This window comes from Burkholderia sp. 4M9327F10 (genome assembly GCF_005503145.1).
In the GTDB taxonomy this organism is placed as follows: Bacteria; Pseudomonadota; Gammaproteobacteria; order Burkholderiales; family Burkholderiaceae; genus Paraburkholderia.
On record NZ_SCNV01000122.1, the window covers coordinates 1 to 6791 of the forward strand.

6 protein-coding genes and 1 pseudogene are annotated in these 6791 nt (G+C 63.7%); 2 read left to right on the top strand and 5 right to left on the bottom strand.

Annotation, left to right across the window (positions count from 1 at the left end; genetic code table 11):
* Positions 1-644 (top strand): annotated as a pseudogene (locus tag FFS45_RS41080) (phosphate acyltransferase); the annotation flags it as partial.
* On the opposite strand, the gene FFS45_RS41085 reads toward FFS45_RS41080, so the two are convergent.
* The 5 genes from FFS45_RS41085 to FFS45_RS41105 all read right to left on the bottom strand — a co-directional run bounded on the left by FFS45_RS41085 (position 641) and on the right by FFS45_RS41105 (position 4815).
* Entirely contained in the window at positions 641-832 is a 192-nt protein-coding gene (locus FFS45_RS41085) for a hypothetical protein (protein ID WP_137960289.1), read from the bottom strand. The pseudogene FFS45_RS41080 and the gene FFS45_RS41085 overlap by 4 nt on opposite strands.
* A 47-nt stretch (positions 833-879) precedes the next feature.
* Positions 880-1515, bottom strand: coding sequence for a riboflavin synthase (locus tag FFS45_RS41090; RefSeq protein WP_137960290.1), 636 nt, complete (start codon positions 1513-1515; stop codon positions 880-882).
* A 16-nt stretch (positions 1516-1531) separates the two neighbouring features.
* On the bottom strand, positions 1532-2653 hold the full coding sequence (gene ribD, locus FFS45_RS41095; protein WP_137960291.1) for a bifunctional diaminohydroxyphosphoribosylaminopyrimidine deaminase/5-amino-6-(5-phosphoribosylamino)uracil reductase RibD: 1122 nt from the start codon (positions 2651-2653) through the stop codon (positions 1532-1534).
* Positions 2654-2728: 75 nt separating this feature from the next.
* Positions 2729-4021, bottom strand: a complete 1293-nt coding sequence (gene hemL / locus FFS45_RS41100) for a glutamate-1-semialdehyde 2,1-aminomutase (protein WP_137960292.1) — start codon at positions 4019-4021, stop codon at positions 2729-2731.
* A gap of 248 nt (positions 4022-4269) precedes the next feature.
* A complete protein-coding gene (locus tag FFS45_RS41105; protein WP_137960293.1) occupies positions 4270-4815 on the bottom strand; it encodes a hypothetical protein in 546 nt (181 codons plus the stop codon).
* A gap of 242 nt (positions 4816-5057) precedes the next feature.
* Here FFS45_RS41105 and FFS45_RS41110 point away from each other — a divergent pair, with 242 nt between their 5' ends.
* Positions 5058-6278, top strand: a complete 1221-nt coding sequence (locus FFS45_RS41110; RefSeq protein ID WP_137960294.1) for a Bcr/CflA family multidrug efflux MFS transporter — start codon at positions 5058-5060, stop codon at positions 6276-6278.
* The last annotated feature ends 513 nt before the right edge of the window (positions 6279-6791 follow it).

Sequence of the window (6791 nt, forward strand, 5' to 3'; positions counted from 1 at the left end):
TTCCTCGGCTGCTCGAGCGCCGGCGTGCTGAAGCCGGAGATGGTCGCGGAAATGGGCACCCAGCCGCTGATTCTCGCGCTGGCCAATCCGGAACCGGAAATCCGCCCGGAAGAGGCAAAGAAGGTGCGGCCGGACGCGATCATCGCCACTCGTCCGATCAAGGACGTGGACGCGTATCGCGAAGAACTCGGCACCACCGTCTACCGTACCGGCATGGTGATGCGTCCGGTGTTCGCGGCGGCGTGCCGTCGGCTTCGTCGCAACGCATGGCCGAAGCACGCAAGCTGATTGCGCAACGCGCGCCGGCGCTCGAGATCGACGGCGAAATGCACGGCGACGCAGCCTTGTCGGAAGTGGTCCGCAAGGCCGCGTTCCCGGGCACGACGCTCACGGGCGAAGCCAATCTGCTGATCATGCCGAACGTGGAAGCCGCCAACATCACGTACAACCTGCTGAAGATGATCGGCGGGGAAGGTGTGACGGTGGGGCCGTTCCTGCTTGGCGCAGAGAAGCCGGTGCACATCCTGACGCCGGCTGCGACCGTGCGCCGGATCATCAACATGACGGCGGTGGCTTCGGCCAACATGAGTCGACCTCTGCTCGATGCACAGCTCGCACTTGCGGGCATTCCACCCGGCGCTTAGAGAACGCGAAGGTTGCGGATTTTGCCCATCGTCGGCGAGCGGCTCAGGATGAGTTCGGTGATGTACTCGGGCAGGAGCGCGCGAGGGATGTCGTCAGGGATCCCTTCCACGAGCTGCGATGGAACCTGCACGATGAACGCATCAGGAGCGCTTTTCAGGCTGTGCTCGTAGCTGACTCGGTAGTCCATATGGGTGGGGTGACCGATGATAGACGATCAACTCGCCAGAATTTGAATTATTTCAACGGGCTATGGCCGTCCTGAGACGTGCTAAGCATCCGCTCCACATACCGCGCGATCAAATCGATCTCCAGATTAACCTTCGCCCCCTCACGCAGGTGCTTCAGCGCCGTGACCTGAACGGTATGAGGAATCAGATTGATCGAGAATTCACAACCATCATCGCGGTCCTTCACCGAGTTAACAGTCAAGCTCACGCCATTGACCGTAATCGAGCCCTTGTACGCCAGATAACGTCCAATCTCCCGCGGCGCCAGCACGCGCAGTTCATGCGACTCGCCAACCGGCGCGAAATGCGTCACCGTGCCGAGCCCATCCACATGCCCCGACACGATATGCCCGCCGAGCCGGTCATGCGCACGCAGCGCCTTCTCGAGATTCACCTCGCCCGGCTCACCCAAACCGGCTGTGCAATTCAGGCTCTCGCGCGACACATCCACTTCGAACGAGTTGGAAGTCTTGGCCACCACGGTCATGCAGGCGCCCTGAATCGTGATGCTGTCGCCAAGCTGCACGTCCTCGAGATCGAGGCCGCCTGCGATGACGTTCAGGCGTACGCCAGCATCCCCGTCGTTGCCGAGGGGCTTGACTGACTCGATGCGGCCAACTGCCGCGACGATTCCGGTAAACATCGTGCTGGTTCCTTGTTCAATGAGAAGGGGATTGCGGTGCAAAGCGCGCCAGAATCCGCAAGTCGTCGCCAATCCGGTCGACGGAGTGGAAGTTCAGTAAGACACGGCCTTCGAGCGTAGGCGGCGCAACGAGGTTGAACATGCCCATCGAATCAGTTCCGAGCAGGCTCGGCGCCAGATAGACCAGCAGTTCGTCGACGCAGCCTTCACGCAGCAACGAGCCGTTCAGCTTGTAGCCCGCTTCGACATGCAGTTCATTCACATGGCGCTCGCCGAGCGCCTTCAACATGGCAGGCAGATCGACCTTGCCTGCCGCGTTTGCCATGGGCACGATCTCCGCGCCGCGCTCGCGCAGTGCGTTGGCGCGTTCAGCGTGGCGTTCGTCGAGGTTGCCACAGAAGATCAGCGTCGGCGCACCGGCCAGAATCTGCGCGCTGGGCGGCACATCGAGCTGACTGTCGACGAGCACGCGTTGCGGCTGGCGCGGCGTGTCGACCGCGCGCACAGTCATGCGCGGATCGTCTTCCCTCACCGTGCCGATGCCGGTCAGAATCGCCGACGCGCGAGCACGCCATGCGTGGCCGTCGGCGCGTGCGGCCTCGCCGGTGATCCATTGGCTTTCGCCTGAGGGCAGCCCGGTGCGGCCGTCGAGCGTGGCGGCCACTTTCATGCGCACCCACGGCCGGCCGCGCGTCATGCGCGACACGAAACCAATGTTCAGTTCATGCGCTTCGTTGGCGAGCAGGCCGCAGCGCACTTCGATGCCGGCATCGCGCAGCATTTTCAGGCCGCGTCCCGACACCTGCGGGTTCGGGTCTTCCATGGCCGCCACCACGCGTTCCACTTGCGCCTCGATCAGCGCGTTGGCGCACGGCGGCGTGCGGCCGAAGTGGCTGCATGGCTCGAGCGTCACGTAGGCGGTGGCGCCGCGCAGGTCATGGCCGCGTGAGCGCGCATCCTTCAGCGCCCGCACTTCGGCGTGGTCCTGCCCGGCGGGCTGCGTAAAGCCTTCACCGATCACTGCGCCGTTCTTGACCAGCACGCAGCCGACCCGCGGGTTCGGATCGGTCGTGTACATGCCGCGCTTCGCCAGAGCGAGCGCGCGTTCCATATGGACGAAATCGGTTTGCGAGAACATCGGCGTCTGTTAAGTGCTAGTGCGTGGCGAGTGGTGCTGGCTGGTGCTGTCCCGTGGCGTGGCGATGCGTGCGCTTCAAACCGCCAGTGCTGCGAAGGCGCTGCGCGCGGCGTCGATCGTGGCGTCGATGATCGCGTCGTCGTGCGCGATCGACACGAACCCAGCCTCATAGGCCGACGGCGCGAAGTACACGCCCGCGTCGAGCATCTTGTGGAAGAACGCGTTGAAGCGCGGCACGTCGCTCGTCGTGACTTCGGCAAAGCTCGTGGGAATCTTGTCCGTGAAGTAGAGGCCGAACATGCCGCCGAGCGAGTCGGCCGCGAACGGCACTTTCGCTTCGCGAGCCGCGTTGCCGAGACCTTCCACGAGACGCGTGGTGCGAGCGGCGAGCGTGTCGTAGAAGCCCGGGGCCTGGATCAGTTGCAGCGTCTTCAGGCCGGCCGCCACGGCAATCGGGTTGCCCGACAGCGTGCCCGCCTGGTAGACGCCGCCGAGCGGCGCGAGGTGGGCCATGATGTCGCGGCGGCCGCCGAACGCGGCAGCCGGCATGCCGCCGCCGATCACCTTGCCAAGACACGTGAGGTCCGGCGTGATGCCGTAAACCTGCTGCGCGCCGCCGAGGGCCACGCGGAAGCCGCACATCACTTCATCGAAAATCAGCACGGCGCCGTATTCGCTGCACAGGCGGCGCAGCGCCTGCAGGAACTCAGGCGTGGCGCGCACGAGATTCATGTTGCCCGCCACCGGCTCGACGATCACCGAAGCGATCTCGTTGCCGAAGGCCTTGAACGCTTCTTCGAGCGCGCTGACGTTGTTGTATTCGAGGACGGTGGTGTGCTTGGCAATATCCACCGGCACGCCCGCCGAAGTCGGGTTGCCGAACGTCAGCAGACCAGAGCCGGCCTTGACCAGCAGGCTGTCCGCGTGACCGTGATAGCAACCTTCAAACTTGACGATACGGCTGCGGTTGGTGAAGCCGCGCGCAAGACGCAGCGCACTCATGGTCGCTTCCGTGCCGCTCGACACCATGCGGACCTGCTCGATCGAGGGCACCAGCTTGCAGATTTCCTCGGCGATCTCGACTTCGGATTCAGTCGGTGCGCCGAACGAGAAACCGTTGGCGAGCACTTTCTGCACGGCTTCAAGCACTTCCGGATGGACGTGGCCGAGGATCATCGGGCCCCAGGAGCCGATGTAGTCGATATAGCGCTGGCCGTCCGCGTCCCAGAAGTAAGCACCTTGCGCGCGCTCGATAAAGCGCGGCGTGCCGCCGACCGAACGGAAGGCGCGCACGGGCGAGTTGACGCCGCCGGGGATGGTGCGCTGGGCGCGTTCGAAAAGAGCTTCGTTCCGGGAATTGCTGGACATGGACGTTGGACCTGCCTGATAGGGATGCAGGGAGGCGCGCTGGACCGACCGGGGGCCGGGGTTTCTCCCGGCCTGTCCGCCCGCTGCGCGGCGGCTGAATGGTTATCTGAAATTGTACCGGACTCGCGCGGAGTCGGCCCGCGGCGGGGCGGGAGGGGGGCGTGGTGAATTGTCCCGGCGCCGGGCCTGAGGGGCGTCCGCACGGGCGGCCCCTGCAGCGGCACGCTGGTTATGGGCTATGGGCCGCGCTATGACGCGGGTTTGGCCTTTGGCGCGGCTCGTTTTGCCGCGGCGGCATGGGCCGAAACCTTGGAAGAGTGCGTCGGCCCGCTGGGCGCGGCGAGCGGTGGCGGTTTGCGCTTGCCGGTCAGTTCGGCCCAGCGCTTCTCCAGCGGACCCTCAGCCATGGGCTTGATGGAGGTGCCGGAGGATTGCGCGTCCCAGGTCTGGACGGAGAAGGGATGCACGCGCAACGCGTCGCGGCTGATGACAACCTCCTGATGAGCGTCGACCAGCCAGTCATAGACGAAGTCGATGCATAGGCGAAAACCGCGCTTGGAGTTCGCGTCGGGCACTTCGTAGGGCGCCCGCGTGACGTAACCGGAGCCGAACACGCCCCTGGGCTCCTGGGTGACGCGATGAAGGAACACGCGGTCGCCCGGCAGGATGCTGCGGGCGACGCCGCAGCCCCACACATCGGTCACCGCTTCACCGGCGGCGACGCGTTTGGCCACGTCGGGCAGTTCCGGCCAAGGCCATTTCTTGGGGCTCCAGATCAGCAGGAAGGCGGTCATGACGGTGTGAGGGCGGGCGAGTTGGATGGGCAAGTGAAGGCTCAGGCGGCAGCTTAACCGATTGTCCGGCAAGCCGCGTTGACCGCCCGCTGCGCGCTGCCGGCCGGCGCGCTACCTGCTGCCTGGGCGAGCGTACGACGTGTCATTGACCGTCAAGTACAATTGAGGCTACCAATGTTGCTGCTTTCAGCGTTTCCCGCAGTCCGATACCTGTCTGGACTGGCTGCTTCTTCCGGATTCCCATGTCTCACGTCACCCGACGCCGGCCCGATGGCCGGCTGATCCTGTTGCTTGGCGCGCTGGCCGCGTGCGGGCCGATTTCCATTGATATGTACCTGCCGAGCCTGCCTTCGATTGCGCAGGCGTTCCTCGTCAGCACCGGCGCCGCGCAGACGACGCTGACGAGTTTCATGCTGGGCTTTTCGGTCGGGATGCTGTTGTACGGCCCGCTGTCCGATTCGTTTGGCCGCCGGCCCGTGCTGCTGGGCGGGATCATCATGTATGCGCTGGCGAGCGTCGCGTGCGGCCTGTCGTTTTCGATCGGTTCGCTGGTGACATTCCGCTTCGTGCAGGCACTCGGGGCGGGCGCCGCGTCGGTGCTAGCGCGGGCGATTGCGCGCGATGCGCACGAGTCGGCCGATGCGGCGCGCGTGTTATCGATGCTGTCGATTGTGACGTCGATCGGGCCGTTGCTGGCGCCGCTGATTGGCGGGCAACTGTTGTTGCTGGGCGGCTGGCGGGTGGTGTTCGTCGCCTTGACGCTATTCGGCACGGTGTGCGCGGTGACGGCTTACCTGAAGGTGCCGGAAACGTGGCCGCCTGAGAAGCGCAAGCATTCGGAGGTGCTGCAATCGTTCGGCGCGTATGGCAAGTTGCTGCGCGACCCGGTGGCCTGGGGGCATATGTTGTGCGGCGGGATGGCGTTTGCATCGATGTTTGCGTACATCACCGCGACGCCATTTGTGTACATCGAGTACTTCCATGTTTCTGCGCAGCACTATGGATTTTTGTTTGCGCTGAATATCGTCGGCATCATGTTCGGGAATTTCATGAACACACGGCTGATTGGACGCCTGGGGTCGCTGGCGATCATTTCGTTTTCGGCGATGGTCAGTTGTGTGGCGTCGCTGTTTGTTGCTTTGGTGTGTTTGACCGGGTGGGGTGGGTTGTGGTCGATCGTTGCGGGATTGTTTTTTGTGGTTGGGGTGGTGGGGTTGTTGTCGGCCAATTGCACGACCGATTTGATGCATCGGTATCCGCATAATGCTGGGGCCGCTGCGGCGGTTTTTGGAGCTGTTCAGCTGGCGCTGGGGGCCGGCGCTAGCCTCGCCGTTGGGCTTTGGGAAGGGGTTTCGCCTGTGGGTATGGGCGTTACTATTGGCTTTGCCGGGGTGCTTTGTTATTGCGGTAGGGTTCTTGTTGTGCGGTGGCACGGTAGGGGGGTGCCTGGTGTTGTTGTTTAGTTTTTTTTTGCTTGCAGCGTTTTGGTGTTTGGTTGGTTTTACTAAGGTGTTGGCCTTTCCTTGCTTTCTTATCGGTCTATTGGCGTTGCCCCTGTGCGGGGCGGCACCTACTTTTCTTTGCCGCCGCAAAGAAAAGTAGGCAAAAGAAAGCGGGCTGCAACCGCTAGCTCTTAGTGAGCCATCCCGGTTTGCTACGGGGAACGGCCCAAGACAAGACCCCCCTCACATCACACCCGTTAGTGACAAAGCGCTCATCCGTTCCAGCGTTGCGCTGCGCGCTCCGCCGAAGGGCATAACGCCCTCGGCAAACTCCGTAGGTATTCTAACTATTCTTGGCCCGCCGATTCTCCGTAAGGCCGTACCGCGAGTATGCTTTTAAGCGCACCCGCACCCGCACCCGCACCCGCACCCGCAGGACCATTTGCTGCGTAGCTGTGTGGCCCCGGTTTCCCGAGCATACCCATCCGCGACGCACGAAGTGCGGAGTGGGGTGGATGAGCGCTGTGCCACGAA

What these genes read in the sequence shown, in the direction of transcription:
- FFS45_RS41085 (WP_137960289.1), bottom strand. Translation starts at nt 832, where the DNA reads ATGGACTACCGAGTCAGCTACGAGCACAGCCTGAAAAGCGCTCCTGAT.
- FFS45_RS41090 (WP_137960290.1), bottom strand. Translation starts at nt 1,515, where the DNA reads ATGTTTACCGGAATCGTCGCGGCAGTTGGCCGCATCGAGTCAGTCAAG.
- ribD (WP_137960291.1), bottom strand. Translation starts at nt 2,653, where the DNA reads ATGTTCTCGCAAACCGATTTCGTCCATATGGAACGCGCGCTCGCTCTG.
- hemL (WP_137960292.1), bottom strand. Translation starts at nt 4,021, where the DNA reads ATGTCCAGCAATTCCCGGAACGAAGCTCTTTTCGAACGCGCCCAGCGC.
- FFS45_RS41105 (WP_137960293.1), bottom strand. Translation starts at nt 4,815, where the DNA reads ATGACCGCCTTCCTGCTGATCTGGAGCCCCAAGAAATGGCCTTGGCCG.
- FFS45_RS41110 (WP_137960294.1), top strand. Translation starts at nt 5,058, where the DNA reads ATGTCTCACGTCACCCGACGCCGGCCCGATGGCCGGCTGATCCTGTTG.